Below are 25,265 nucleotides of genomic sequence, written 5' to 3' on the forward strand. Positions count from 1 at the left end.
CCATGAAAACAGTTTGGCTTGTTGATGACGATGCATCTATTCGCTTCGTATTAGAAAAAGCGCTTTCTCGTGCCGGGTTTAATACAGAAAGTTTTGCCAATGCACAAGATGTATTGAGCGCACTAAAATTTAGCCAACCAACAGTACTTGTCTCTGACGTACGTATGCCAGGTATGGATGGTATGGCATTACTTGAGTTAATCGCAGAACAAAACCCTGGTTTACCTGTGATCATAATGACCGCTCATTCAGATTTAGATTCTGCAGTTAACGCCTTCCAAAAAGGTGCGTTCGAATACTTGGCCAAACCATTTGACTTAAATGAGGCTGTAGCTTTAGTTGAAAGTGCCTGTCGTGCAAATTCAGCGAAAAAAACCAAACGTAAGGTTGCCCCGCCTAAAAGCGCTCATATCATTGGTGAAGCACCTGCAATGCAAGAAGTGTTTCGTGCTATTGGTAAATTATCTGCTTCAAGCATGAGCGTGTTGATTAATGGTGAATCAGGTACAGGTAAAGAGCTCGTCGCAAGTGCTCTACATAATCACAGCCCGCGTAAAGAAAATCAATTTATCGCTCTTAACATGGCCGCCATTCCTAAAGAACTAGTTGAGTCTGAGTTGTTCGGACATGAAAAAGGCGCTTTCACTGGGGCAGATAGTGTTCGCAAAGGTCGCTTCGAGCAGGCCAACGGCGGTACTCTATTTTTAGATGAAATAGGCGATATGCCATTAGATGTACAAACTCGCTTATTACGCGTATTAGCGGATGGTGAATTTTATCGTGTTGGTGGCCATCAAAGCATTAAGGTCGATGTGCGGATCATAGCTGCAACACACCAAAACCTTGAAGACCTCGTTAAGCAAGGTAAATTTAGGGATGACTTATTTCACCGCTTAAATGTGGTAAGGCTACGTCTTCCTGCTTTACGTGAGCGCACTGAAGATATTGAACGATTAGCACAGCACTTTTTACACAAAAGCGCTAAAGATTTACAAGTAGAAAGCAAAATACTCAGTCCTAAAGCAACTGAACAGCTACGCCTATTCGGCTGGCCAGGCAATGTGCGTCAACTAGAAAACACCTGCCGCTGGTTAACTGTAATGGCTCCGGGTGAGCTTATAAGTGAGCAAGATTTACCACCCGAAATTCTCGAAGCCGAAGTTTCTCAACAAGAGGGGGACTGGTTAGATTCGTTCCAACAATGGTTAAATCAAGAGCTGAAACAAGGTAAACAGAACATTTGGCCAAACGTACAGGCACAACTAGAAACCCGCTTAATTAAAACGGCTTTAGCTAACTGTGCTGGGCACAAGCAAGAAGCGGCAGTTAAGATTGGCTGGGGGCGCAATACATTGACCCGTAAATTAAAAGAGCGCAATATTAGTTAAACAAAATGACTAACGGTATTGATGCGCCATGAAGCTGATCGAGCACATTCCATTAATAAAACAGATGGAAATTATCAATAGACTGAATTTTTTTAAAGAGTTTACCCTCAATGAGCGGCAGGTATTACTTGAATCATTCAGTCATTTATATTTAGTTCATCAAAATCGGTTTCTATTTAAACAATACGATAACGATAAGCAACTATATATTGTTCTTAGTGGCGCGATTGTCGTTTTTAAACACAGTCACTTGGTGGATTTAGGCACTATCGAGCCCGGACAGTTTATTGGTGAAGGTGCATTTATTAACAACCGCGAGCGAAGTACTAGCGCCCGTGCCACCTGCGATACCATTGTCCTTGCAATCACACCACAAGCGCTAACGCGGCTGCCTAATGTCATTCGAGAAAAAATAAAAGACCGCATTATCGAAGGAATGAGCGAACGTATTGCCAAGCTTAGTGCGCATATTGAAAACCACCCTTAACCCATATACACGACCTGCAACGAACAGTTTAGCCAACTTGGCTTATTAACATGCGCCGTGATTGAATATCTATCTGACGGCTTAAGGCCAAAAGGAGTTGCGACCAATGGCTTTGCATGAGTGTAGGTTTGTGAGTAGTTACTGTAGTAGATAACCAAATAACCATATAAGTACTCCCATTCTAAAACTACCTTTGCTCCGCTGGCTAACGTGAATTGGGCATGTTGAGGAGTAAAACTCACAGCTAAATCGTTATGCTCATCTTTTTCACATTCGCTGGTGCGCAAAGCTTTCGGCATAGTAAATGTTTTATCTGCGTCTACATTTTTTAGATAAAAACCTATATTACCATCACCATAAAAATGATTTGCGCGTGTTGTATAACTTATTTCAGGTTGATATCCCAGCGTTTGCATAATGGCCGCTAACTGCTGCGTTTGTGTGCGAAAAATCTTATCATTTGCTAACATCAATGTCGCTGCACCAAACTCTCTTGGCACCTCAAGCTCAACATACTCATAAGGTAGTGATTGTGCTTTTAGCGCCGCATCAAGCTGCTGACTCTGTTCATCCTGCAAGTTTTCACTAAAAATATAAACGGTGGGTTGTTGGCATGCAGCCAAAAATGCGAGCAAAATAAATATTAAAAGTCCATTTTTCATGATCACCCCCAAATGATTACAACTGTAGTCTATTGGAGGTAATTATTAAAAGCAACTTAATTCATTTGACTGCTTAACCAGGCATCGACACTTTGGCGGGTGTATAACACATCTTTAAACAAACGATGGCGTTCAAACTTAAGCAAACGCTCTTTGTTATTATCGCCACTTACTAATTGACTATGGTTATCGTTAAATTTTGAAATAACCGAAAAGCCCTTTTGTGTGCTTTGCGATTGTTGCTTCACTATTTTTGAGAGGTGTGTTCTGACATCATCGGCAGTTAACATATCCGAGTTATTTAAGCCCATTAACTCTTTTCGCATTGCTAATCTTATGCCCATTTTCTACTCCATTTCAATGTAATAGCACTTACATTTAGTTACTACTATCTAACGTTGATAAATTTTGAATCATGTATTGGCAAATAACAGGCCAGATTTAACAGCTGCAGCTTAGCGCTTTATTGCTGCAGTTTTTTTAAAGACCCCAAAAAAATAAAATAGTTTAAAATAAACATCAGATAAATTTTTTGTACTCTACCTAGTGTGATGCAAAATTCGCTCTAAGCCTTTATAATAAAGGCTACGCCCTACCTCTGTGAGACCAAACATGAATGACGAATACATTGAAATAGAATTAGAAGAAGAACCCATTGAGCTATGCAAGCTACTCAAAGTTCTTGATTTAGTTGAAGGTGGTGGCCAAGCAAAGAACCTAATTAGTGAAGGCTACGTTGGCGTTAACCATGAAATATGTACAATAAAACGGAAAAAATTATACAGTGGTGACGTACTAGAGTTCGATGGTGAATGGTTTCAATTAACGTTAAGTGAAGATGCTACCCCAGCACAAAGACCAGCACAAAATACACAACCAGAGGTAACAAAAACAAGCACTACAGAAGCAACACCGGCTAAAAGTAAGCGCAAACGTACTAAAAAGCCAAAAGTAGATGAAAAAACAGGTCGTCGACCTATTTCATTTGGTTAATTGATTAAAGCCCACGCGCTAGCTTGTAAATTAACTCACCGTCGTCTTTAATTACCTTTTTAATAATAATAATTAAGAAGGTAATTATGGCCAACCCGCCCTCGCCAAGCTGGCTAAAAAGCACCGCTTGGGCAGCCCTTATATGGAATTTATTAGGTGTTATTGCCTTTATCATGCAGATGCTGATGACACCTGAAATGATAAATAAACTTCCTGTAGAACAACAAGCTGCATATTCTAACATTCCTCTTTGGTCAACAGTTGCATTCGCAATTGCAGTATTTGGAGGCACCTTTGGCGCGATACTTTTACTTGTTAAGCGCTCCCTTGCTCGCAGTGTATTTGCATTATCGTTGGCGGCTATTGCCGTACAGCAATTTTATAACTTTATTATCATCAACAGTATAGAACTGCTTGGTGCAAGCGCTGTTTTGATGCCTATTTTTGTCATTGTCATCGCGATATTACTTCTGTTAGTCAGTCATAAAGGTGTCCAACATGGGTGGTTAAAATGATTTTCCTCGTAACTGCTGCTTTGTGATACTGATGACTTGAAATATGAAAATTAAAGACCAGATCAGTTAAATGAAGTGCATAAAAATAATACAAATCTATTTTGGTATGCACTTTGCACTTGGTTTAGATAATTAAGAGGTTACGCGATTAAGCGATTACATTTACGATTTAAGGATATTCACCATACCTTACCGGTATCATAAAGGGGCATATAATGAGCAATAGTTTTGACACCCAAAAACAACTCACAATTAACGGTGAGCAATTTCACATTCATTCATTACAGGGACTCGGGGATAAAGCCAAGCGATTGCCTTTTTCGCTCAAAATTCTGCTTGAAAACTTATTACGTAATGAAGATGACATCAATATAAAGAAGCTAGACATTGAAGCTTTACTTGATTGGGATCCTCAGGCTAAACCCAATGCCGAAGTTGCCTTTACTCCAGCGCGAGTGGTAATGCAGGATTTTACGGGTGTGCCAGCGATTGTTGATTTAGCCGCCATGCGTGATGCCATGGAAAAACTCGGTGGTGATCCGGCCAAAATAAACCCGCTATCTCCTGCAGAACTTGTTATCGATCACTCAGTGCAAGTTGATGGCTATGGCAATGACGGCGCGTTTGATTTAAATGCCAAACTCGAATATGAACGCAATAAAGAACGTTATGAATTTTTGCGTTGGGGCCAAACTGCTTTTGATAATTTAAAAGTAGTACCACCAGCTACCGGTATTGTTCACCAAGTAAATTTAGAATATTTAGCACGTGTTGTATTTAATGAAGAACGCAACGGCCAAAAGTTTGCTTACCCTGATACGCTCGTTGGCACTGATTCCCACACAACAATGATTAATGGTTTAGGTGTACTTGGTTGGGGTGTAGGTGGAATAGAAGCCGAAGCGGCTATGCTGGGCCAACCTATTAGCCTATTGATACCACAAGTGGTCGGTATGAAGCTTGACGGTCGCCTACCAGAGGGAACGACAGCAACAGATTTAGTATTGACTGTGACTGAAATGCTGCGCAACCATGGTGTTGTAGGTAAATTTGTTGAGTTTTATGGTGATGGCCTTGCTGATTTACCATTAGCGGATCGTGCGACGATCGCTAACATGGCACCAGAGTATGGTGCTACTTGCGGTATATTCCCAATTGATGACGAAACAATTAACTACTTACGCTTAACTAACCGTGATGAAACACAATTAAAGCTCATTGAAGATTATGCAAAACACCAAGGTTTGTGGCGTAATGCTGGCGATGAAGCTCATTACACCGACAAGCTCGAATTAAAACTTGATGACGTAGTACCAAGCTTAGCTGGCCCTAAACGTCCACAAGATAGGATCGCTCTTGATAAAGCTGGCGATATAATTGGCGAGCACTTAAAGGGATTTCAAGATGAACGAATGGCCTCTCGGGATAAAAGCGATGAACAACAGGCTCGTATCGAAAGTGAAGGTCCAACCACAAATCCAGATGAACCGGTTGATGAAGCGCAATTTATGGGCGCTGCAAAAGTTAACTTTAAAGGCCAAGAATTTGAGCTAAACGATGGTGCATGTGTAATTGCAGCCATAACTAGCTGTACTAACACCTCTAATCCAAGTGTAATTTTAGCTGCCGGTTTAGTCGCACAAAAAGCACGCCAATTAGGCGTTAATGTAAAACCTTGGGTCAAAACCTCACTAGCACCGGGCTCACAAGTAGTCACCGACTACTTGAAAAGCGCTGAGCTAATGGATGATTTAGAAGCATTAGGGTTTAACCTTGTTGGCTATGGCTGTACAACATGTATTGGTAACTCTGGGCCACTTCCCGATGAAATATCTGAAGCAATTCAAAAACACAAGTTAGTGGTAAGCTCTATACTATCGGGTAACAGGAACTTTGAAGGACGGATTCACCAAGATGTAAAAATGAACTTTTTAGCGTCTCCACCTTTAGTAGTTGCTTATGCAATTGCAGGGCGTACCGATATCGATGTATACAATGAGCCTTTAGCACAAGATAGCAACGGCAATGACATTTATCTTAAAAACATTTGGCCAAGTGTCAGTGAAGTAAACGAACTTGTGAAGAAGACAGTTACAAAAGAAATGTTTGCTAGCAGCTACAGTAATGTTTACAAAGGTGATGAACGCTGGCAACAAATTAAAATACCTGATGGCAAATTATATGACTGGAATGATGCTTCTACCTACATCAAAAAAGCGCCATTTTTTGACGGTATGAGTGTTGAACCACCGGGTATTCCAAACATTAGCGGCGCCCGCTGTTTGGCTAAATTAGGTGATTCAGTGACCACCGATCATATTTCACCTGCTGGTGCAATTAAAGCTAGCGCACCTGCTGGCGAATACTTACAACAGCATGGAGTTGAAAAATCACAGTTCAATTCCTACGGTTCTCGCCGTGGTAACCATGAAGTGATGATGCGCGGTACTTTTGCCAATGTAAGATTAAAGAACTTACTTGCACCAGGTACTGAAGGAGGCGTTACACGCACGCAACCCGATAATGAACTTGCTAGTATTTTCGACGCAGCAATGACATACCAAGAACAAGGTATACCTTTAGTCATTCTTGCTGGGGCTGAGTATGGCACGGGCTCATCGCGAGATTGGGCTGCTAAGGGCTCTTTATTATTAGGTGTTAAAGCCGTGATTGCACAGAGTTACGAGCGTATTCACCGCTCTAACTTAATAGGTATGGGCGTATTACCTTTACAGTTTAAAGATGGTGAAAGTCATGAGTCACTGGGGCTTACAGGTCAAGAGCAGTTTGATATTGAAGGCTTGTATGACAAAACGGATGAAGTAAGCGTTATTGTCACCAACAGTGAAGGAAAGCAAGTGAGCTTTAGCGCCGATGTGCGTATTGATACACCAAAAGAGTGGGACTATTACAAGCATGGCGGCATCTTACAATATGTATTAAGAAATATGCTGCAAGAGTAAATAAACAAATGGGGTTGCCTAAAATCAACCCCAGTTTGATTCAGAACAAATCACATTTCATATTATTGGCTACACTTAGTTACATGAAAGCTAGGATAACAAGTGTATGCCTGATCTATCCATCATCAAAATACTTAAAGTATTTATCATCTCAGGGCTGTGCTTAATTTTATTAGGTCACTACTTGCTTATGTCTGACTTGTTTGATGCTATTAATAGTGTCCAAAGAATTACAATCAGTGCAACATGTATCGCTATCGGAGTTTTATTCTCATTACCAACAAAGATTTATCTAACTATTTACCTTATGCACCTTGAAGCTGAGCATAAGAAACTGAAAAAGATTGAGCTCACAGCTAAAGATAATTAAACACTTTAGGGTCTTTATTCAACTATTGCTATGTGTATTACATCTTCAGCCATATTAAGCAAAGTATTACTTATCGCTTCGGACAACAGAAAGCCCCCATCAAAAATAAGCATAAAGTAATGCCTGATACTAAGCACCTATGTAATGCTGAGCTATTCACCTTCAGGGTATTTTAATGCGATTGTTCGAGGGTGTTATTACGCAGCTCTAATTGTGACTTTACTTGCTCTGCGTCGTCAAACAGCTTTTTAATAACGATGGGGTCATAAGCACTTGTGGGCGCTTTTTTCAGTGGTGTCCCGCCCGATTTAGCACTACCTTTAAGTATTGAAGTGTCTTCAGCCGCAACCACGGTGACATCATTTGGGTCTAATACTACTTGCTCACTGTTACCATTGGGGTTGGGTTGATCAGAATAATGCCATTGCCCAGTATCATCTTGCCATTTAAATATGACAGTTGTAGAAGGCTTTGTACTAGATGTAACCTTTTCCACCACCTTACTACTAGTGTCTGCAACTAACTTTACAGCCTGATCAAGCGTATCACTTGAAAGCGCAACCATTTGCTCTTTTAAAGCGTCAGACTTATTTGTTACTTGCTCTGTAGTGAGCCACGCTTGCCCATCCGGGCGCTTCAAGTAAAATAGCGCCACAACACTTATAAGCAATACCATCACAGCTAGATATGCAAAGTACTTCATTTTCAATCCTTTGAGATAAGTTGATATGAACGAAAAAACTTCCGTCATTGGTAACGAGCAATAATTCTATCAAGCTCACCACTATCTTTCAGCTTTTTTAAAAAAACATTAAATGCATCAGCGCGCGCTTTGCCTCTTGGGGAATACGCGAACTGCAATTGAAGAGGTGCTTTTCCCACATTAAAATCACTAATATTTAATGCTTTAAACTCAGGATATTTTTTACAATACCAATTAAAGACTGCCCGAGACATAATAGCAAATCGCTTACTCTTTAAAGTTCCACTTTGAAGACTTTGCAGCATTGTTAAGTCTGAATAAAAATTTTCTCGATGAAAAACCTTATTTTCAACTAATGACTCATATTGTGGGTATATATAACCATAGCGACCTAGTAAAACCCCTGAAGCAAGCTTATTTTCTTCCTGAAATATATCAGGGTCAACATCGCTGCCAACAATGACAGCATCCTCAACAGAAGCAATGCCATCACTCCAATAATATTGACGGTTATCAACTTGCCATACTTCTGACTCCATTCTGGCATCAACATCATTATCGTGGACTAATTTAGCTGAACGCATCTCGGGTACAAACACATACTCTATTTCATAGCCTGACTCTATTGAGAATCGTGATAACACATGGTTTAAAATACCTTTTCTATCGGCGTTAATAAAATGAAAGGGTGGATAATCTTCATCAGGCAGGGCAACGCGAAAGGTATCAGAAAATGCCTGGCTAGATATTAATAGCAGTAGAACAACACAAGTTTGTTTCATAAGTGAGTTCGTGTAAAGTTGTAGTTAATTACTATACTGTAGTCAAAAATGAAAAACGCAGCCAGGCTGCGTTTTAGAATATTCAGAGAACTATTTAGGATTAAATCCCATCCCCATCAATATGTAGACCACATTCACGGTTTAAACCAAAGAAGCGCGTTTCCTCTTCCGTCATACCTGGTTCTAATTTACGTGTAGTATGGACATCACCCATAGACACATACCCTTGCTCCCAAAGTGGGTGGTAGGGTAAATCATGCTTAGTTAAATATTGATACACATCGCGGTTAGTCCAGTCAATAATTGGATAAACCTTTACCGTACCACGACTGATCTCAACAATTTGCTTATCAGCACGGGTAGACGCTTGGTCACGGCGCAAACCGCTAAACCAAGTCCCTGCATCAATGTCTTTTAAGGCACGGGTCATCGGCTCTACTTTATTTAGCTGGTTGTATTGCTTAATACCAGCCTCACCTTGCTCCCATAACTTACCGTACTTAGCTTCTTGCCATGCTGGGCTTAGCGTTGATTTATACACTTTTAAATTAAGTGATAAACGCTCCGTCATCTGCTCAATAAACTGGTAAGTCTCAGGGAATAAATACCCTGTATCCGTCAGTACTACAGGTATATTTGGCCGCTGTGTTGTTACCAAGTGCAACATCACAGCAGCTTGAATACCAAAGCTTGATGATAAAAACTGTGTATCGGGCAAATTATCCAGCGCCCATACAACACGCTGCTCAGCGCTCATATCTTTTAATATGCCGTTAGCATCAGCAAGTAAAGCAACTTGGCTTTCTTTATCGAGCTGTAATATGTTTTTAAATTCACTCATAGTAAATTCCAAACCTCAGCAAGCGTTACCGCTTGCTTTTAAATTAAGCGTGAAAATCGGTGACTGACACTTTAACTTCAGCAACAATGCCTTTACGAATGACAAAGTCACCAAAACATTCGCCGTCGTTACGCTCACTTGCCCATTGACCAATTAGCTTATCAAAGGCATCTAGGTACACGTCTTCGCCGACATTTTCTAAATACAATTTAGGAATACGTGTGCCTTCAAGGTTACCCCCTAAGTACACGTTATATTTTCCAGGTCCTTTACCAACTAAACCGGCTTCAGCCAACATCGCACGGCCACAACCATTTGGACAACCTACAACACGCATAATGATGCTGTCATCCGGAATGCCATGTTTAGCTAGCAGTGCTTCAGTCTTTTCAATTAAACTTGGTAAGTAACGCTCAGCCTCTGCCATTGCAAGTGGACACGTTGGCAATGCCACACACGCCATCGAGTTTTTACGTTGCTCAGTATCTTTGTCATCAATTAAACCGTGATTACGGGCGATTTCTTCGATCACTGCTTTTTGATCGGCTGGCACACCGGCAATAATTAAATTTTGGTTCGCCGTCATGCGCATATCACCTTGGTGAACTTCGGCAATTTTACGACAACCTGTTTTCAGTGGTTTACCTGGGTAATCTAAAATACGGCCACTTTGGATAAATAGCGTTAAATGATGTTTACCATCAATTCCTTCAACCCAGCCAATACGATCGCCACGGTGAGTAAATTCAAATGGGCGGCTAGGTGCAAATTTAACACCGGCACGTTTTTCTACTTCCGCTTTAAATACATCTGAACCAACACGATCTAAGGTGTATTTAGTTTTTGCATTTTTACGGTTCGAACGATTACCCCAGTCACGCTGTACCGACACCACATGCTCAGCAATTTTTAACGTGTCTTCTAGGGAAATAAAACCAAAGTCATCAGCTTTACGTGGGTACGTTGCAGTATCTCCGTGCGTCATAGCAAGACCACCGCCAACAAGTACGTTAAAACCAACTAGTTTTCCATCTTCTGCAATTGCCACAAAGTTCAAGTCATTCGCGTGTACATCCACTTCATTATTAGGTGGGATCGTCACCGTTGTCTTAAATTTACGTGGTAAGTAATTAGACCCTAAAATTGGCTCTTCCGTGGTTTCTGCCTTTTCTCCATTTAACCAAATTTCTGCATACGCTTTAGTTTTTGGAAGCAAATGCTCTGAAATTTTTGCAGCCCAATCGTATGCTTCTTGATGAAGCTCTGACTCAACTGGGTTAGTGGTACATAGTACGTTACGGTTCACATCACCAGCTGTTGCGATTGAATCGATACCCACGCTATTAAGCATTTGGTGCATGCCTTTAATATTTGGCTTTAATACACCATGAAACTGAAACGTTTGACGCGTTGTTAAGCGGATACTGCCGTAGCTGGTTTTCTCATCGGCAAATTTATCAATCGCAAGCCATTGCTCAGGCTTGATAATACCGCCAGGCATACGTGCACGCAGCATTACATTGTGTAGTGGCTCAAGCTTTTGCTTAGCACGCTCACCACGAATATCGCGGTCATCTTGTTGATACATACCGTGGAAACGAATTAACTGAAAGTTATCAGCGGTAAAACCACCGGTGATCTCGTCTTTTAAATCTTGCTCTATAGTGCCACGTAAAAAGTTACTTTCTCTTTTCAAACGCTCGTTATCAGAAAGCTTTACGTTCTTATCTTGTTCGCTCATTTTAAATCCTAAATTTGTTACAGTGACGGCTGTTAGCTGTTAAATAAAATAAGAAACGTGATTAATACACGTCTTTCTGATAGCGATTTGCGCTACGTAAGTCTTTTAAATACTGATCTGCATCTTCAAAGCTCTTACCTGTATTTTCGCTAATGATATCAACCAAGGCATTGTGTACGTCTTTCGCCATACGGTTTGCATCACCACAAATGTAGATGTGTGCGCCCGCTTCTAACCATGCAAAAACGTCTTTACTGTTTTGGCGAAGCTTGTCTTGTACATAGATTTTCTCGTTTTGGTCGCGACTAAATGCCACATCAACTTTGCTCAATAGGCCTGATTTTAAATAACCTTGAATCTCTACTTGATACAAGAAATCTTGAGTAAAGTGTGGATTACCGAAGAACAACCAGTTTTTACCCGATGCTTCTCGCGAATCACGCTCTTGTAAAAATGCACGGAACGGCGCGATACCCGTACCAGGGCCGATCATAATCACTGGCGTTTCGTCATTGCTTGGTAAACGGAAATTATCGTTGTGCTCACTAAATACTTTTACTTTGCAGCCTTCTTCAGCACGACGTGCTAAATAACCAGAGCAACCACCTAAATGTTCACTACCAAAGGCTTCAAATTCAACCAGTCCAATTGTTAGATGTACTTCGTCTTCAACCTCAGCTTGGCTTGAAGCAATTGAGTATAAACGTGCTTGCAACTTACGTAGGCAATCAACGAGCGTTTGTGCTTCGACTTTTGCTGGATTTTGTCGGATCACATCAAAGATTTGACGAGGTTCAATGTACTCGCGCATTGCCGCTTTATCTTCTACTAGCTTTAATAGCTCAGGTGTACCAGTCGCAACTGCGTATTTTTCAACAAAGCCTGGGTAGGATTGCGTTAGCTCTAATTTTTCAATTAAGGCATCGCGAATACTTAGCTCTTCATCACCAATTTTAACTTGGCTTGCAGCATCTATTTGCGTCAGTTCAAGTACTTCGTCGACCAATACTTCATCATTTAAGAAATACACACCCAGAGAGTCACCCGGCGTGTAAGTAATATCGGAGCCTTCAAGAGAGATTTCAACGTGACGAACATCTTTGGTTGAATCACGGCCGGTAATCTTTTGCACCGTACTAAGCTCTGCTGCAAATGGGTTTTGCTTAGTGTATTGGCTAGCAACCGCTACTGGTGCACCAAACGGCATAGAAACAACTTGGCCACCTGCATCTTGCTGTGCTTTTAAATCCGGTTCAAAGGCATCTAATGCGCCAGTGATCCAAGTAGCGGCTTCATCATCGTAATCAACATCTAAATCAGCGCGCTGGTAAATTGTCTCTGCGCCTAATTTATTTAAGCGCTCTTCAAAATCTTTGGCTGTCTGGCAGAAGAACCCATAGCTTGAGTCACCTAAACCTATTACCGCGATTTTAACGCCATCGAGTTTAGGGGCTTTCTTCGTGGTTAAAAATTCGTGCAGTGTTTCTGCATCTTCAGGCGGCTCACCTTCACCGTACGTAGATACAACAACAGTTAAGAACTTTTCTTTTTTCAATGCCGTTGGTTTATAATCAGCCATGCTAACCAATTTAACAGCTAAGCCGCGTGATTCAGCTTGTTCTTTAAGCTTAGTTGCAACACCTTTTGAATTACCGGTTTGCGAACCATATAAAATAGTTAATGCAGCAGCTTCACCTGCACTCGGTGCTGCGCCCACAACACCACCTAGGGCTGCAGTATTTGCATTCGCAGCAAGATAGCCGCTCACCCAAGCTTGCTGAATTGGATTAAGCTCAGCTACTAAACCTTGCAGCTTTTGTACTTGCTCTTGCGATAGCGGACTTGCCGCTGCATTGAGTTGACCTAACAACATGAATTCGTCCCCGTAACCCTAAAAGTTAACTACAAAATGACTACTTTTATTAGTAAATCACTTCGCCTAAAATTTGTTTCAACTTTAAAGCGTAAATACCCGCTCCAAAGATTTCTCTGAAAGTGAAGAATAACGGGGTATTGGCGAATAAAAAAAGAATAGAATCTGCTTTGTTATTCCATTTAGTTATGGAATTAGATTATTTCCTGCAAAAACAGATTAAAGCTAATACCAATACTATATAAGTGCTCAAGTTTTTACTTGCTCAACTGGGTTAAGTTCTGGTGAATAGGGAGGCAACTGTATCACCGACACATTTTTAATGCCCTCAGCAACATTACCCATATGCCAGCTTGCCCGATCAACGATTACCACAGCGTGCTCCCCACAGGGTGTCGCATCCGAAATGAGTTCTAAGTGCTGCCTCATTATATCCTTACTCAAATAAGGCGCTATGATAGCCTCAGTTTGACCTGTCGCAGGGCAAACTGCACCAAATATATGAGTTGATAGAAACTGTTGCTGTTTGACCACGCGGGGCCTTGAACCTTTCTTTGCCCAAATTTTAGATGTGGTATTTTGTTGACCAAACCGCGCTTCATCTTGGAACCAGACATTGACTCTATCAAGTGATACGTGGCCTGGAATTGTGATGATCGTATTACGAAGGAAATTTTTTAAAGTCTTCTTGCGCCTGAACTGATTGTTTAGGGTGTTTCGAGCGAGATGTAATCCACGACAAATTAAGCTCATGTAATAAGCGATAAACATTATTAAGCTTATACTGCACATCAAATGTCTCGCGAATATACTCACGAATGTCTTCACCGATTAAGCGACCCCCTTCATCTTTAACTGCATGTTTGCATACATAATCTTTGAGTTGCTGCTTTTGCTTAGGCGTTAGAGCACAAGGGCGACCTGGCTGTTTCTTAATGTCTAATGCCGCAATGCCATCGGTAAGATAAGCTGTCACCCACTCATTTACCAAGCGCCGACTCACGCCTGTCGCTTGTGCAACAGCCGTGCGATTTTTAACTTTAAGAAATTGACGAACAACTTGATAGCGGGTTTTTAATCGCGCATCTCGGGTGTAGGGAAAATCTGGAATGTTGGACAATTTAAGCTCAATAATAATGAGTGAATTTACCAGTATTAGATCACAAATAGCATTAAATTAAAATGGATCATCAATTAAATGTGTTTGGTATCACTCAGAGGACTGTGGGTAGTATTTTCTTATGGAGTGCGAGTTTTTCAAGATTAAAATACAGGCCGAGGTAAGGTGTATGTTGGCCCTGAGGGATTGTGGCGTTCTTTTATCCGTGGGTTTCGTGATACTCAACCCACGCTACGGTGTATAAACGTAAAAAAGCCCGATTCTTTCGAATCGGGCTTTCTCAATTTGGAGCCTGGCAATGACCTACTTTCACATAACAAATGCTACACTATCATCGGCGCTGTTTCGTTTCACTACTGAGTTCGGCATGGGATCAGGTGGGTCCAAAACGCTATTGTCACCAAGCAAATTTGGTGTAAGTTCAATTTAATCAAACTTACTAAAATTTGGAATTTCTGATAATAAATTAGTCTTCAGTAATCTACTTTAGTCTATTAACTTCTTCGCTTAAACTGTCGCATAAAACGCGTTTGGCGTTGTATGGTTAAGCCTCACGGGTAATTAGTACAAGTTAGCTTAACATATCACTATGCTTCCACATCTTGCCTATCAACGTTGTAGTCTTCAACGGCCCTTCAGAGACTTTAAAAGTCTAGTGAGAACTCATCTCGAGGCCTGCTTCGCGCTTAGATGCTTTCAGCGCTTATCAGTTCCGAACGTAGCTACCGGGCAATGCCATTGGCATGACAACCCGAACACCAGCGGTTCGTTCACTCCGGTCCTCTCGTACTAGGAGCAACCCCTCTCAATTCTCAAACGCCCACGGCAGATAGGGACCGAACTGTCTCACGACGTTCTAAACCCAGCTCGCGTACCACTTTAAATGGCGAACAGCCATACCCTTGGGACCGACTTCAGCCCCAGGATGTGATGAGCCGACATCGAGGTGCCAAACACCGCCGTCGATATGAACTCTTGGGCGGTATCAGCCTGTTATCCCCGGAGTACCTTTTATCCGTTGAGCGATGGCCCTTCCATTCAGAACCACCGGATCACTATGACCTACTTTCGTACCTGCTCGACGTGTCTGTCTCGCAGTTAAGCTGGCTTCTACCATTACACTAACCGTACGATGTCCGACCGTACTTAGCCAACCTTCGTGCTCCTCCGTTACTCTTTGGGAGGAGACCGCCCCAGTCAAACTACCCACCAGGCACTGTCCGTAACCCCGATTCAGGGGCCAACGTTAGAACATCAAAACTACAAGGGTGGTATTTCAAGGACGACTCCAACAAAACTAGCGTCTCGTCTTCAAAGTCTCCCACCTATCCTACACATGTAGGTTCAATGTTCAGTGCCAAGCTGTAGTAAAGGTTCACGGGGTCTTTCCGTCTAGCCGCGGGTACACAGCATCTTCACTGCGATTTCAATTTCACTGAGTCTCGGGTGGAGACAGCGTGGCCATGGTTACACCATTCGTGCAGGTCGGAACTTACCCGACAAGGAATTTCGCTACCTTAGGACCGTTATAGTTACGGCCGCCGTTTACCGGGGCTTCGATCAAGAGCTTCGTCCGAAAACTAACCCCATCAATTAACCTTCCGGCACCGGGCAGGTGTCACACCGTATACGTCATCTTGCGATTTTGCACAGTGCTGTGTTTTTAATAAACAGTCCCAGCCACCTGGTCACTGCGGCTCCCGTCCGCTTAGAGAGTAAATCTCATCACAGATAGGAGCGTACCTTCTCCCGAAGTTACGGTACGATTTTGCCTAGTTCCTTCACCCGAGTTCTCTCAAGCGCCTTAGTATTCTCTACCTGACCACCTGTGTCGGTTTGGGGTACGATTCGGTATAATCTGAAGCTTAGAGGCTTTTCCTGGAAGTATGGCATCAGCAACTTCACACCCTTAGGTGCTCGTCTCGTGTCTCAGTCTTAGCAACCCGGATTTTCCTAAGTCACCAACCTACTCACTTTCACATGGACAACCATCGCCATGCTTGCTTAGCCTGCTCCGTCCCCCCATCGCAATTATACCAAGTACGGAAATATTAATCCGTTTCCCATCGACTACGCCTTTCGGCCTCGCCTTAGGGGTCGACTTACCCTACCCTGATTAACATGGGATAGGAACCCTTGGTCTTCCGGCGTGCGGGTTTTTCACCCGCATTATCGTTACTCATGTCAGCATTCGCACTTCTGATACCTCCAGCAATCCTCCCGGACCACCTTCAACGGCTTACAGAACGCTCCCCTACCACTCAAAATAAATTTTGAATCCGCAGCTTCGGTGCATAGTTTAGCCCCGTTACATCTTCCGCGCAGACCGACTCGACCAGTGAGCTATTACGCTTTCTTTAAAGGATGGCTGCTTCTAAGCCAACCTCCTGGCTGTCTGGGCCTTTCCACATCGTTTCCCACTTAACTATGACTTTGGGACCTTAGCTGGCGGTCTGGGTTGTTTCCCTCTTCACGACGGACGTTAGCACCCGCCGTGTGTCTCCCGGATAGTACTTTACGGTATTCGGAGTTTGCAAAGGGTTGGTAAGTCGGGATGACCCCCTAGCCTTAACAGTGCTCTACCCCCGTAAGTATTCGTCCGAGGCTCTACCTAAATAGATTTCGGGGAGAACCAGCTATCTCCCGGTTTGATTAGCCTTTCACTCCAAGCCACAAGTCATCCCCTAACTTTTCAACGTTAGTGGGTTCGGTCCTCCAGTTGATGTTACTCAACCTTCAACCTGCTCATGGCTAGATCACCGGGTTTCGGGTCTATACCTTGCAACTATTCGCCCAGTTAAGACTCGGTTTCCCTACGGCTACCCTATTCGGTTAACCTCGCTACAAAATATAAGTCGCTGACCCATTATACAAAAGGTACGCAGTCACCCAACAAGTGGGCTCCTACTGCTTGTACGTACACGGTTTCAGGTTCTATTTCACTCCCCTCACAGGGGTTCTTTTCGCCTTTCCCTCACGGTACTGGTTCACTATCGGTCAGTTGGGAGTATTTAGCCTTAGATGATGGTCCACCTATATTCAGTCAAAGTTTCACGTGCTCCGACCTACTCGATTTCACTTAAAATGCATTTTCATGTACGGGACTATCACCCTGTATCGTGGCACTTTCCAGAGCCTTCCATTAACACATAATAAGCTTAAGGGCTGTTCCGGTTTCGCTCGCCGCTACTTCCGGAATCTCGGTTGATTTCTTTTCCTACGGGTACTTAGATGTTTCAGTTCTCCGCGTTCGCCTCGTTAACCTATGTATTCAGTTAACGATACCTGCAAGCAGGTGGGTTTCCCCATTCGGAAATCTTAGTCTCAAGTGCTTTTTACTAGCTCGACTAAGCTTATCGCAAGTTAATACGTCCTTCATCGCCTCCAACTGCCAAGGCATCCACCGTGTACGCTTAGTCACTTAACCATACAACCCAAACGGGTCTTTGTTTCGTGACAGTTTAACTTCGCCAGAAGTTAATATTGAATACTAAAGTAGATACCAATCAACAAACGTAAACGTTCATTAAATGGCACTGAATGATACTGCTATCATTCTTTTTTACTTTTGAAAACTCTGTACAAATACAATGTATTCATACGAATTTTATTATCAGCTTTTCCAAATTTTTAAAGAGCAGAGAATCAAAAACTTCTCAAAATTAAACACACTCTATTCTCAGGTAGTGTTGCTACCCGATAAAGAATATTTATTTTTAAGAAGTAAAAGTGGTGGAGCTAAGCAGGATCGAACTGCTGACCTCCTGCGTGCAAGGCAGGCGCTCTCCCAGCTGAGCTATAGCCCCACATATGCTGGTCTTACTGTTTGTATACCGACTTCTTTTTTAAGACAAGGCGTAAGTTGAGGCCGTTTAGTTCACTAAACAACGAAGCTTACAACGCAGTATTAAGAAGAAGTGGTGGGTCTGAGTAGATTTGAACTACCGACCTCACCCTTATCAGGGGTGCGCTCTAACCAACTGAGCTACAGACCCAAACAATAAGTGTTGTTCTCTTTACAATTAACAATCATCTGTGTGGACACTACGAACAAATAAGTTCTAAATCGTATAAGGAGGTGATCCAGCCCCAGGTTCCCCTAGGGCTACCTTGTTACGACTTCACCCCAGTCATGAATCACTCCGTGGTAAACGTCCTCCCTAAGGTTAGACTATCTACTTCTGGAGCAACCCACTCCCATGGTGTGACGGGCGGTGTGTACAAGGCCCGGGAACGTATTCACCGCGTCATTCTGATACGCGATTACTAGCGATTCCGACTTCATGGAGTCGAGTTGCAGACTCCAATCCGGACTACGACGCACTTTAAGTGATTCGCTTACTCTCGCGAGTTCGCAGCACTCTGTATGCGCCATTGTAGCACGTGTGTAGCCCTACACGTAAGGGCCATGATGACTTGACGTCGTCCCCACCTTCCTCCGGTTTATCACCGGCAGTCTCCTTAGAGTTCTCAGCATTACCTGCTAGCAACTAAGGATAGGGGTTGCGCTCGTTGCGGGACTTAACCCAACATCTCACAACACGAGCTGACGACAGCCATGCAGCACCTGTATCAGAGTTCCCGAAGGCACCAAACTATCTCTAGTAAGTTCTCTGTATGTCAAGTGTAGGTAAGGTTCTTCGCGTTGCATCGAATTAAACCACATGCTCCACCGCTTGTGCGGGCCCCCGTCAATTCATTTGAGTTTTAACCTTGCGGCCGTACTCCCCAGGCGGTCTACTTAATGCGTTAGCTTTGAAAAACAACTCCGAAGAGCCGAGCTTCTAGTAGACATCGTTTACGGCGTGGACTACCAGGGTATCTAATCCTGTTTGCTCCCCACGCTTTCGTACATGAGCGTCAGTGTTGACCCAGGTGGCTGCCTTCGCCATCGGTATTCCTTCAGATCTCTACGCATTTCACCGCTACACCTGAAATTCTACCACCCTCTATCACACTCTAGTTTGCCAGTTCGAAATGCAGTTCCCAGGTTGAGCCCGGGGCTTTCACATCTCGCTTAACAAACCGCCTGCGTACGCTTTACGCCCAGTAATTCCGATTAACGCTCGCACCCTCCGTATTACCGCGGCTGCTGGCACGGAGTTAGCCGGTGCTTCTTCTGTCAGTAACGTCACAGCTAGCAGGTATTAACTACTAACCTTTCCTCCTGACTGAAAGTGCTTTACAACCCGAAGGCCTTCTTCACACACGCGGCATGGCTGCATCAGGCTTGCGCCCATTGTGCAATATTCCCCACTGCTGCCTCCCGTAGGAGTCTGGACCGTGTCTCAGTTCCAGTGTGGCTGATCATCCTCTCAAACCAGCTAGGGATCGTTGCCTTGGTGAGCCATTACCTCACCAACTAGCTAATCCCACTTGGGCCAATCTTTAGGCGAGAGCCGAAGCCCCCTTTGGTCCGTAGACATCATGCGGTATTAGCAGTCGTTTCCAACTGTTGTCCCCCACCTAAAGGCATGTTCCCAAGCATTACTCACCCGTCCGCCGCTCGTCAGCAAAGAAGCAAGCTTCTCTCTGTTACCGCTCGACTTGCATGTGTTAGGCCTGCCGCCAGCGTTCAATCTGAGCCATGATCAAACTCTTCAATTAAAAGTTTTTCTGTCCTTCCCATAAAGGGAGCGGACATGCTCAATGAATTCTGAATTTATTTAATATCTTTCGATATTGAATTGACTGTGCTGAATAATTACTAAAAGTAACTATTCTGTTGGTCACTCAGTTTCAATTGAGACTCTAAATTTTTTGCCTTGCTTAGCGAACTAAGCCAGGCTGTTAGAACTCAATCTGTACGAGTGCCCACACAGATGATTGCTTTATATTGTTAAAGAACGTTGCGATTAAAGCGCTTTGCTTTATCTCGCTAGGGCTGCGCATGTTACGCTTTCCTATTTTTTTGTCAACACTTAATTTTAAACTTTATGAAAAATCTAAACTCAAGTTTTATTCGACTTACTAAGTAGCTCGTGCTCCGCTATGCGTTGCGCTCTGCCGTCTCAGTGGGGTCGCATTATAGGGAGATCCGAAAACAGATCAACCCTTTTTTTCGATCTTTTTTAAAAAAAGGTTGTTTGAATACTTTTACACCAAAACGCTGTGTTTTAGCACAAAATAAGGCTCAAATGAGCCTTTTTTACTTAACTATTAATTTCCAGCCAGCCTTTGCCTGTTGTTTAGACTCAAGCTGTAGCTCACTAGCCATTAAGGGATGTACATTTAGCCAATTCCCTTCAAACGCAAGTGTTAAAACCTCATTAGTAGCAGTTAAGTATATTTTTGGTAACACGTCATCTTGACGACGCATCGATAAAATCACTGCAATTCTAATTAACCTTGTTAAGTATTGGGTCAGCTGTTGATGACAACCTAAATGTTGAAACACATCTTTTTGCAGATCTGCGCGGTGGGCGTTTGCTATCGCTACAATTATTTTATGCTCTGATTGCGAGAAGCCTGGCATATCTGTATTTTCTAAAATATATGCCGTGTGGTTCTGATACTGCTTATATTCTATTAATAAGCCAATCTCATGCAGCTTTGCAACTGCATTTAATAACGCAAAACCATTCTGTTCGATTACAGACCACTGTTGGCATACTTGTTGAGCCAAATACTGACTTAACTCAGCAACACGATTCGCTTGCTTTTGATCCACATGATACCGACTCATAAATGCGTCAATAGTGCGTTTACGAATATCATGATTATGAAACTCTGGGATCATGCTATATAAAACACCTTCTCGCAGCGCTCCACCAGCCAAACCCATTTTATCAATTTCAAGTGATTCAAATAATGCTATTAAAATTGCAAGCCCTGAAACAAAAACCAACCTTCTCTCTTCACTTAATCCTGGCAAATCCAGCTCAGCAATCGTGGTAAAGGAAGTCGATTGCTTTTTTATTTCAAGTAACTTATCAAGACTTAATGTTTCATCTAGTGATTGAGCAACCATAATTTCTTGGATTGCTTGAACAGTACCTGACGCACCAGAAGCTACTTCCCAACCAGCTATTTTATAACTTGGGGCTATATCATCAATTACGATTCTGGCAGCTTTTATCGCTGCATCAAAGTTGGTCTCGCTTAATTTGCCATCTTTGAAATAACGCTCGAGATAAGTTACGCAACCCATATTAAGGCTTTTATAATGAAGGGCATCAAACCCTTTACCAATTACAACTTCAGTACTTGCACCACCTATATCAATAACTAATTGACGGCCACTACAAGACGAAGTGTGTGCTACCCCTTTATAGATAGTACGCGCTTCGAGCTCACCACTGATAACATTTACCTTGTGAGCAAGAATTTGTTCTGCTTTTTGTTTAAATACATCAGCATTGGTTGCCAATCTTAATGTAGCAGTTGCCACAATGGTAATGTTGGCTTTAGGAATATCCTGTAAGCGTTCAGCAAAAAGCGCTAGGCACTCCCATCCTCTTTGCATTGCTTCAGTACTTAACTCGTTATTTTCGTCGAGCCCTGCTGCTAATCTTACTTTGCGTTTAACGCGGCCTATGGTTTGTAAGCCGCCAGCAATTGATTTGGCAATTAACATATGAAAGCTATTTGAGCCCAAATCAATTACTGCATAAACATTTTTTTGCGGTTTAAGTTGCCCCACCGTTCAAAAACCTCTAGTTACTAATACGACTATACAACGGTCGCAAATTACGACCGTGCTTTTTGGTAGCTATTGTTTGGTCTACGTCCGTTGTTATTACTACGATTACGAGGGCCTGTCGAATAGTTGCGCTTTCTATGAATAGTAGGCTTAGTTACATCATCAAGCAATGCACTTTTATCATAATGTGATAAAGGTATGCTGTGTTCGATGTATTCTTCTATTTCATGAAGATTATAAGCATATTGCTCACAGGCAAAGCTTATTGCATGACCTGAAGCACCTGCACGGCCTGTTCGACCAATACGATGAACGTAATCTTCACAATCATCTGGTAAATCAAAATTAAATACATGACTTACTTCAGGGATATGTAAACCACGAGCTGCAACATCCGTCGCAACTAGAAAATCTAAATCACCTTTAGTAAATTGCGCTAAAATAGATTGACGTTTTTTCTGGTTTACATCACCAGTGAGCATTCCGACACGATGACCATCGGCTTTTAACCATGCATAGACTGTTTCACAACTATGTTTAGTATTCGCAAAAACAATCGCTTTCTCTGGCCATTCTTCTTCTATTAATGTCAGTAAAAGCTTAATTTTATCATCTTGTGATGGATGAAATAGCTCTTCTTGTATTCGCTTGCCAGTTTTTACATCTGGCTCAACTTGTACGTGCTCTGGATTAGTCATATGTTCGAAGGCTAATTCTTGTACGCGGTATGATAGCGTTGCAGAGAACAGTAAATTTAGTCGCTCAGAGGTATCTGGCATACGACGGAACATATAACGAATATCTTTTATAAAACCTAGATCAAACATACGATCGGCTTCATCAAGCACTACAACTTCAATTTCATTGAGGGTATAACAACCTTGCTTATACAAATCGATAAGGCGGCCTGTAGTACCAATTAAAATATCTACGCCTTTTTCTAGTTGCGCACGTTGTTTTTCGTAATCTTCGCCACCATATACTAAACCTAAGTTAAGATTACAGTGTGGCGCTAAAATTTTGGCATCTTTGTGGATCTGAATCGCAAGCTCCCGAGTTGGGGCCATGATCAGGGCTCTTGGATGTTTACTAGGTGCTTTGCTAGATTGTAATAACCGATGGCATGTGGCGGTTAAAAACGCCAACGTTTTACCTGTACCTGTTTGTGCTTGACCCGCAATATCGCGGCCATCACAAATAAAAGGTAGGCATTTAGCTTGAATGGGAGTGCAGTATTCAAACCCATTTTCGGTTAAACCGGTAACCACTTCCGGTGCGATAGCAAAGTCTGAAAACTTTTTATCGGTCAAATGTGTCTTAGTCATAGCGTTTAAGCATAACGTTTAAACTTGCAATAAGAAACAAGAGTGTTTAAATACGCATTAAATAATTCGCCTAACTTATCGGAGAGCGCAATGAGCGAGAAAATTATTCAATTAACTGACGATGGCTTTGAAGCTGACGTATTACAATCAGACAAGCCTGTATTAGTTGATTTTTGGGCAGAATGGTGCGGACCTTGTAAAATGATCGCCCCTATTCTTAATGAAGTAGCAGATGAGTTTGATGGCCGCGTTGTTATCGGTAAACTAAACATCGATCAAAATGCTGGCACACCACCAAAGTTTGGTATTCGTGGCATTCCAACATTACTTCTTTTTAAAGATGGCCAAGTTGCAGCAACTAAAGTTGGTGCACTTTCTAAAACTCAATTAGTTGAATTTTTAGAAAACAATATCTAGTACATATTAAAAAAGGGCATTTTGCCCTTTTTTTGCGTTTATTTTGTATAAAGACTGGACGCTTGGCCAGTGAACTGCTAGTTTATAAAGCCAACTAATCCTTAGTTTACCAACAAACCTCTCTCACTAATCAATGTCGATTATATGAGTATGATAACTGTAATAAAGAACCCACCAATATGCATTTACGCGAATTAAAAGACAAGTCGATCAAAGAACTTGTAGACTTAGCTGAGTCCATGGGGCTCGAAAACGTAGCCCGCTTAAGAAAGCAAGATATAATTTTTGCTATCCTTAAGGCCCACGCCAAAAGTGGAGAAAACATTTTTGGCGGCGGTGTATTAGAAATCTTACAGGATGGCTTTGGTTTCTTAAGATCATCAGAAGCGTCTTACTTAGCCGGCCCCGATGACATTTATGTATCACCTAGCCAAATTCGTCGTTTTAGTATGCGTACTGGTGATTCAATAATGGGCCTTATTCGTCCACCTAAAGATGGTGAACGTTACTTCGCTCTACTTAAAGTAAATGAAGTAAACTTCGATAGACCAGAAAATTCACGCACAAAAATCCTTTTTGAGAACCTCACACCACTACATGCTAACGAACGTTTACGTATGGAACGTGGTAACGGCAGCACCGAAGATATTACTGCGCGAGTCCTTGATTTAGCATCACCCATTGGCCGTGGCCAGCGTGGTTTATTAGTAGCACCGCCAAAAGCGGGTAAAACAATGCTACTGCAAAACATTGCTCAATCAATTACCCATAACCACCCTGATGCGACATTGATGGTATTACTTATCGATGAACGCCCAGAAGAAGTTACTGAGATGCAACGCCTTGTAAAAGGTGAAGTTATTGCATCAACCTTTGATGAGCCAGCAAGTCGCCATGTTCAAGTAGCTGAAATGGTAATCGAAAAAGCAAAACGTTTAGTTGAACACAAGAAAGATGTAATCATCCTACTTGATTCAATCACACGTTTAGCACGTGCTTATAACACTGTTATTCCTTCTTCAGGTAAAGTACTTACCGGTGGTGTTGATGCTAACGCATTACATAAACCAAAACGCTTCTTCGGTGCGGCACGTAATGTTGAAGAAGGTGGTAGTTTAACCATTATCGCAACGGCACTTATCGATACCGGCTCTAAGATGGATGAAGTTATCTATGAGGAGTTTAAAGGTACTGGTAATATGGAATTGCACTTGAATCGTAAAATTGCTGAAAAACGTGTATTCCCTGCAATCGACTTTAACCGCTCAGGTACTCGTCGTGAAGAGCTACTCACAAAACCAGTTGAGTTACAAAAAATGTGGATTCTGCGTAAGATAGTTCATGAGATGTCTGAAATTGATGCGATGGAATTCCTAATCGATAAGTTATCGATGAGTAAAACCAATGATGAATTTTTTGATTCAATGAAACGTCAGTAGAGCT

At 42.3% G+C, this 25,265-nt stretch carries 19 protein-coding genes, 2 tRNA genes and 3 rRNA genes; 8 read left to right on the forward strand and 16 right to left on the reverse strand.

Annotated elements, in window-relative coordinates; genetic code table 11:
- The first annotated feature begins 2 nt into the window (after positions 1-2).
- Together ntrC and ACU8V8_RS15180 are read left to right on the forward strand one after the other, a co-directional pair.
- Positions 3-1,388 (forward strand): nitrogen regulation protein NR(I), encoded by a 1,386-nt coding sequence (ntrC, locus tag ACU8V8_RS15175; protein ID WP_421962185.1) that lies wholly within the window; start codon positions 3-5, stop codon positions 1,386-1,388.
- A 28-nt stretch (positions 1,389-1,416) separates the two neighbouring features.
- Positions 1,417-1,875 carry a Crp/Fnr family transcriptional regulator gene (locus ACU8V8_RS15180; RefSeq protein ID WP_446888050.1) on the forward strand — a complete coding sequence of 153 codons (459 nt, stop codon included), beginning with the start codon at positions 1,417-1,419 and terminating at the stop codon, positions 1,873-1,875.
- On the opposite strand, the gene ACU8V8_RS15185 is transcribed toward ACU8V8_RS15180, so the two are convergent.
- Both ACU8V8_RS15185 and ACU8V8_RS15190 read right to left on the reverse strand, forming a co-directional pair.
- The gene (locus tag ACU8V8_RS15185; protein ID WP_446888051.1) at positions 1,872-2,537 is read right to left on the reverse strand and encodes a hypothetical protein; all 666 of its coding nucleotides are present in this window, start codon (positions 2,535-2,537) and stop codon (positions 1,872-1,874) included. The two genes, ACU8V8_RS15180 and ACU8V8_RS15185, sit on opposite strands and share 4 nt — an antisense overlap.
- Before the next feature lie 56 nt (positions 2,538-2,593).
- Positions 2,594-2,881 carry a hypothetical protein gene (locus tag ACU8V8_RS15190; RefSeq protein WP_446888052.1) on the reverse strand — a complete coding sequence of 96 codons (288 nt, stop codon included), beginning with the start codon at positions 2,879-2,881 and terminating at the stop codon, positions 2,594-2,596.
- Between the two features lie 268 nt (positions 2,882-3,149).
- On the opposite strand from ACU8V8_RS15190, the gene ACU8V8_RS15195 reads away from it, so the two are divergent.
- From ACU8V8_RS15195 to ACU8V8_RS15210, 4 genes are all read left to right on the forward strand, one after another.
- Positions 3,150-3,530, forward strand: coding sequence for an RNA-binding S4 domain-containing protein (locus ACU8V8_RS15195; RefSeq protein ID WP_446888053.1), 381 nt, complete (start codon positions 3,150-3,152; stop codon positions 3,528-3,530).
- Positions 3,531-3,616: 86 nt separating this feature from the next.
- Positions 3,617-4,045, forward strand: coding sequence for a hypothetical protein (locus tag ACU8V8_RS15200; RefSeq protein WP_446888054.1), 429 nt, complete (start codon positions 3,617-3,619; stop codon positions 4,043-4,045).
- A 215-nt stretch (positions 4,046-4,260) separates the two neighbouring features.
- Positions 4,261-7,008, forward strand: a complete 2,748-nt coding sequence (gene acnA, locus ACU8V8_RS15205) for an aconitate hydratase AcnA (protein ID WP_446888055.1) — start codon at positions 4,261-4,263, stop codon at positions 7,006-7,008.
- 106 nt (positions 7,009-7,114) lie between these two features.
- Positions 7,115-7,378, forward strand: a complete 264-nt coding sequence (locus ACU8V8_RS15210) for a hypothetical protein (RefSeq protein ID WP_446888056.1) — start codon at positions 7,115-7,117, stop codon at positions 7,376-7,378.
- Between the two features lie 172 nt (positions 7,379-7,550).
- Here the strand turns inward: ACU8V8_RS15210 and ACU8V8_RS15215 are convergent, their stop codons facing one another.
- The 14 genes from ACU8V8_RS15215 to rhlB form a co-directional block, all read right to left on the reverse strand.
- Positions 7,551-8,081 carry a DUF4124 domain-containing protein gene (locus tag ACU8V8_RS15215; RefSeq protein ID WP_446888057.1) on the reverse strand — a complete coding sequence of 177 codons (531 nt, stop codon included), beginning with the start codon at positions 8,079-8,081 and terminating at the stop codon, positions 7,551-7,553.
- A gap of 44 nt (positions 8,082-8,125) precedes the next feature.
- The gene (locus ACU8V8_RS15220) at positions 8,126-8,863 is read right to left on the reverse strand and encodes a substrate-binding periplasmic protein (protein WP_446888058.1); all 738 of its coding nucleotides are present in this window, start codon (positions 8,861-8,863) and stop codon (positions 8,126-8,128) included.
- Positions 8,864-8,963: 100 nt separating this feature from the next.
- On the reverse strand, positions 8,964-9,704 hold the full coding sequence (locus ACU8V8_RS15225; RefSeq protein WP_446888059.1) for a phosphoadenylyl-sulfate reductase: 741 nt from the start codon (positions 9,702-9,704) through the stop codon (positions 8,964-8,966).
- A gap of 43 nt (positions 9,705-9,747) precedes the next feature.
- Positions 9,748-11,445 (reverse strand): assimilatory sulfite reductase (NADPH) hemoprotein subunit, encoded by a 1,698-nt coding sequence (gene cysI, locus ACU8V8_RS15230; protein WP_446888060.1) that lies wholly within the window; start codon positions 11,443-11,445, stop codon positions 9,748-9,750.
- A 61-nt stretch (positions 11,446-11,506) separates the two neighbouring features.
- On the reverse strand, positions 11,507-13,318 hold the full coding sequence (locus tag ACU8V8_RS15235; protein ID WP_446888061.1) for an assimilatory sulfite reductase (NADPH) flavoprotein subunit: 1,812 nt from the start codon (positions 13,316-13,318) through the stop codon (positions 11,507-11,509).
- A gap of 249 nt (positions 13,319-13,567) precedes the next feature.
- On the reverse strand, positions 13,568-14,089 hold the full coding sequence (locus ACU8V8_RS15240; RefSeq protein ID WP_446888062.1) for an IS630 family transposase: 522 nt from the start codon (positions 14,087-14,089) through the stop codon (positions 13,568-13,570).
- On the reverse strand, positions 13,980-14,438 hold the full coding sequence (locus tag ACU8V8_RS15245) for a helix-turn-helix domain-containing protein (protein ID WP_446888063.1): 459 nt from the start codon (positions 14,436-14,438) through the stop codon (positions 13,980-13,982). The genes ACU8V8_RS15240 and ACU8V8_RS15245 overlap by 110 nt, the downstream gene beginning before the upstream one ends.
- Before the next feature lie 290 nt (positions 14,439-14,728).
- Positions 14,729-14,843, reverse strand: a 5S ribosomal RNA gene (rrf, locus tag ACU8V8_RS15250).
- 135 nt (positions 14,844-14,978) lie between these two features.
- Positions 14,979-17,865, reverse strand: a 23S ribosomal RNA gene (locus ACU8V8_RS15255).
- Positions 17,866-18,168: 303 nt separating this feature from the next.
- Positions 18,169-18,244, reverse strand: a tRNA-Ala gene (locus ACU8V8_RS15260).
- A 112-nt stretch (positions 18,245-18,356) separates the two neighbouring features.
- A tRNA-Ile gene (locus ACU8V8_RS15265) sits at positions 18,357-18,433 on the reverse strand.
- A gap of 76 nt (positions 18,434-18,509) precedes the next feature.
- Positions 18,510-20,045 (reverse strand): 16S ribosomal RNA (locus tag ACU8V8_RS15270).
- Together the 16S, 23S and 5S rRNA genes with 2 tRNA genes alongside form the textbook arrangement of a ribosomal RNA operon.
- A 541-nt stretch (positions 20,046-20,586) precedes the next feature.
- On the reverse strand, positions 20,587-22,080 hold the full coding sequence (gene gppA, locus ACU8V8_RS15275) for a guanosine-5'-triphosphate,3'-diphosphate diphosphatase (RefSeq protein WP_446888064.1): 1,494 nt from the start codon (positions 22,078-22,080) through the stop codon (positions 20,587-20,589).
- Positions 22,081-22,127: 47 nt separating this feature from the next.
- The gene (gene rhlB, locus ACU8V8_RS15280; RefSeq protein WP_446888065.1) at positions 22,128-23,405 is read right to left on the reverse strand and encodes an ATP-dependent RNA helicase RhlB; all 1,278 of its coding nucleotides are present in this window, start codon (positions 23,403-23,405) and stop codon (positions 22,128-22,130) included.
- A gap of 90 nt (positions 23,406-23,495) precedes the next feature.
- On the opposite strand from rhlB, the gene trxA reads away from it, so the two are divergent.
- Together trxA and rho are read left to right on the forward strand one after the other, a co-directional pair.
- The gene (gene trxA / locus ACU8V8_RS15285; RefSeq protein ID WP_058561197.1) at positions 23,496-23,822 is read left to right on the forward strand and encodes a thioredoxin TrxA; all 327 of its coding nucleotides are present in this window, start codon (positions 23,496-23,498) and stop codon (positions 23,820-23,822) included.
- Between the two features lie 179 nt (positions 23,823-24,001).
- Positions 24,002-25,261, forward strand: coding sequence for a transcription termination factor Rho (rho, locus tag ACU8V8_RS15290; protein WP_087531197.1), 1,260 nt, complete (start codon positions 24,002-24,004; stop codon positions 25,259-25,261).
- Positions 25,262-25,265 lie beyond the last annotated feature (4 nt).

This window comes from Pseudoalteromonas sp. SaAl2, assembly GCF_052947895.1.

What these genes read in the sequence shown, in the direction of transcription:
- ACU8V8_RS15190 (WP_446888052.1), bottom strand. Translation starts at nt 2,881, where the DNA reads ATGGGCATAAGATTAGCAATGCGAAAAGAGTTAATGGGCTTAAATAAC.
- acnA (WP_446888055.1), top strand. Translation starts at nt 4,261, where the DNA reads ATGAGCAATAGTTTTGACACCCAAAAACAACTCACAATTAACGGTGAG.
- ACU8V8_RS15180 (WP_446888050.1), top strand. Translation starts at nt 1,417, where the DNA reads ATGAAGCTGATCGAGCACATTCCATTAATAAAACAGATGGAAATTATC.
- cysI (WP_446888060.1), bottom strand. Translation starts at nt 11,445, where the DNA reads ATGAGCGAACAAGATAAGAACGTAAAGCTTTCTGATAACGAGCGTTTG.
- ACU8V8_RS15235 (WP_446888061.1), bottom strand. Translation starts at nt 13,318, where the DNA reads ATGTTGTTAGGTCAACTCAATGCAGCGGCAAGTCCGCTATCGCAAGAG.
- rhlB (WP_446888065.1), bottom strand. Translation starts at nt 23,405, where the DNA reads ATGACTAAGACACATTTGACCGATAAAAAGTTTTCAGACTTTGCTATC.
- ACU8V8_RS15185 (WP_446888051.1), bottom strand. Translation starts at nt 2,537, where the DNA reads ATGAAAAATGGACTTTTAATATTTATTTTGCTCGCATTTTTGGCTGCA.
- ACU8V8_RS15215 (WP_446888057.1), bottom strand. Translation starts at nt 8,081, where the DNA reads ATGAAGTACTTTGCATATCTAGCTGTGATGGTATTGCTTATAAGTGTT.
- ACU8V8_RS15220 (WP_446888058.1), bottom strand. Translation starts at nt 8,863, where the DNA reads ATGAAACAAACTTGTGTTGTTCTACTGCTATTAATATCTAGCCAGGCA.
- ACU8V8_RS15210 (WP_446888056.1), top strand. Translation starts at nt 7,115, where the DNA reads ATGCCTGATCTATCCATCATCAAAATACTTAAAGTATTTATCATCTCA.
- trxA (WP_058561197.1), top strand. Translation starts at nt 23,496, where the DNA reads ATGAGCGAGAAAATTATTCAATTAACTGACGATGGCTTTGAAGCTGAC.
- ACU8V8_RS15225 (WP_446888059.1), bottom strand. Translation starts at nt 9,704, where the DNA reads ATGAGTGAATTTAAAAACATATTACAGCTCGATAAAGAAAGCCAAGTT.
- ntrC (WP_421962185.1), top strand. Translation starts at nt 3, where the DNA reads ATGAAAACAGTTTGGCTTGTTGATGACGATGCATCTATTCGCTTCGTA.
- ACU8V8_RS15200 (WP_446888054.1), top strand. Translation starts at nt 3,617, where the DNA reads ATGGCCAACCCGCCCTCGCCAAGCTGGCTAAAAAGCACCGCTTGGGCA.
- ACU8V8_RS15240 (WP_446888062.1), bottom strand. Translation starts at nt 14,089, where the DNA reads ATGTTTATCGCTTATTACATGAGCTTAATTTGTCGTGGATTACATCTC.
- ACU8V8_RS15195 (WP_446888053.1), top strand. Translation starts at nt 3,150, where the DNA reads ATGAATGACGAATACATTGAAATAGAATTAGAAGAAGAACCCATTGAG.
- rho (WP_087531197.1), top strand. Translation starts at nt 24,002, where the DNA reads ATGCATTTACGCGAATTAAAAGACAAGTCGATCAAAGAACTTGTAGAC.